The organism is Flavobacterium xizangense, from assembly GCF_054075145.1.
On sequence record NZ_JBSIPG010000126.1, the window covers coordinates 1 to 268 of the forward strand.

Below are 268 nucleotides of genomic sequence, written 5' to 3' on the forward strand. Positions count from 1 at the left end.
GTCAAGAATCTTAGTTTTGAATTTAAGTGGAATTTACCAATGTTAAACTCAAACTGCACTTGCTCTGCTTTTGTATCAGCTGATTTTCTTTGAATGATTGCTTTAATTTTCATTAAAAGAACTTCAGAATCAAAAGGTTTATTTAAATAGTCATCTGCACCAGCTTTATAACCTTTTAACACATCTTCTTTCATAGATTTTGCTGTTAAAAAGATAATTGGCACTTCACTGTTCTTCTCTCTAATTTCTTTGGCTAAAGTGTAACCAT

General features: G+C 30.2%; 1 protein-coding gene. It reads right to left on the reverse strand.

Going from position 1 to position 268, the window contains the following annotated elements:
* A partial coding sequence (locus tag ACWA1B_RS22785) for a response regulator transcription factor (RefSeq protein WP_456910909.1) occupies positions 1 to 268 on the reverse strand: 268 nt, incomplete at both ends.